This is a genomic window from Tepidimonas sp. (assembly GCF_036824975.1).
Classification (GTDB): domain Bacteria; phylum Pseudomonadota; class Gammaproteobacteria; order Burkholderiales; family Burkholderiaceae_C; genus Tepidimonas.
This window is the reverse complement of sequence record NZ_DAISZC010000037.1, coordinates 18,006-19,369: the sequence shown is the minus strand read 5'-3', so window position 1 is coordinate 19,369 and position 1,364 is coordinate 18,006. Positions and strand designations below refer to the sequence as shown.

General features: G+C 71.9%; 2 protein-coding genes. One reads left to right on the top strand and one right to left on the bottom strand.

Going from position 1 to position 1,364, the window contains the following annotated elements; genetic code table 11:
* Window positions 1-16: 16 nt before the first annotated feature.
* The gene (gene pyrF / locus V7Z54_RS05975; RefSeq protein ID WP_334135096.1) at window positions 17-850 is read left to right on the top strand and encodes an orotidine-5'-phosphate decarboxylase; all 834 of its coding nucleotides are present in this window, start codon (window positions 17-19) and stop codon (window positions 848-850) included.
* Window positions 851-862: 12 nt separating this feature from the next.
* Here the strand turns inward: pyrF and V7Z54_RS05970 are convergent.
* On the bottom strand, window positions 863-1,364 hold a 502-nt coding region (locus V7Z54_RS05970; protein WP_334135093.1), incomplete at its 5' end, for an FHA domain-containing protein.

Sequence of the window (1,364 nt, the reverse complement as noted above, 5' to 3'; positions counted from 1 at the left end):
CTTCTACAATGCCGGCATGGAGTTCACCGAGATGCTGCGGCGCGCCGAGCAGCGCCACCGTTCCCGTTTGTGCGTCGGTCTGGATCCAGAGCCGGGGCGGCTGCCGGGGCGCTGGCGCGGCAACCCGGCGCACTTGTACGACTTCTGCGCCGCCATCGTGGATGCGACGGCCGACCTCGTCATTGCCTACAAGCCGCAGATCGCCTACTTTGCCGCGCACGGGGCCGAGGCCCAGCTGGAGCGCCTGATGGCACACATCCGGGTGGCCGCGCCCGAGGTGCCGATCATTCTGGACGCCAAGCGCGGCGACATCGGCAGCACCGCCGAGCAGTATGCCAAGGAAGCCTTTGAGCGCTACGGCGCCGATGCGGTGACGCTGTCGCCGTTCATGGGTTTCGACTCGGTCGAGCCCTATCTGCGCTATCCGGGCAAGGGGGTCTTTCTGCTGTGCCGCACCAGCAACCCGGGCGGTGACGACCTGCAGGCGCAGCGGTTGGCCGACCTGCCTGGGCAGCCTCGGCTGTACGAGCACATTGCGGCGCTGGCCCAGGGGCCGTGGAACCGTAACGGCCAAGTGGGGCTGGTGGTGGGCGCCACTTACCCGCAGGAGATCGAGCGCGTGCGCGCCATCGCGCCCACGGTGCCGCTGCTGATTCCGGGGGTAGGCGCGCAGGGCGGCGACGCCGCGACCGTAGTGCGTATGGGCTGGCGCGGGGATGCACAGGGCCGCACCACCGGCGCGGTGGTGGTCAACTCGTCGCGCGCGATCCTGTATGCCAGCAGTGGCGACGATTTTGCCGCTGCGGCGCGGGCCGAAGCCGAGCGCACGCGCGCGGCGCTGTCGGGGTGATGGAACGCGGTCTCAGGCGTCGGTGACGTACCGGATGCGGGTGCCGGCCACCGTGAGCACGTCACCCGCGTGCAGGGGCTGCGCCTGGTCGCCGATCGGCACGCCGTTGAGCAGGACCGGTTCGGTGCCGTCGCTCTGCCGTACCGCGTGACCCTCTGCGGTGCGCAGCACGGCGGCCACAGTTACGCCCGGGCGGCCCACGGTGGTCAGCGGCTTGTGCAGCGGCATGGCGCGCCCGGCCGATGGGCCATCGACGACGACCAGAGTGGCCACGCTTACAGCGGCCGCTCTGGGAAGCGGTGCGGCGTCGGGGGGCGGCGCCGACTCGGACCCCCCGCGGCCTGACGTGGCGGGCGGACCGACCCGCACGACCGGTGCCGGTTCGTCGGCAGCAGCGCGCAGCGGCGCGGCTTGCGCCGGGGCCGGGGTCGGAGGAGGGGTGGCCGCAGGGCTGGCTACAGCGACCTGCCCGGCTTCGCCCGGCAACACCTGCAGTTCGTAGCGGGCAATCTGG

Excerpts from the sequence above, each read along its gene's own strand:
- pyrF (WP_334135096.1), top strand. The coding sequence starts at position 17 with ATGGAGTTCACCGAGATGCTGCGGCGCGCCGAGCAGCGCCACCGTTCC.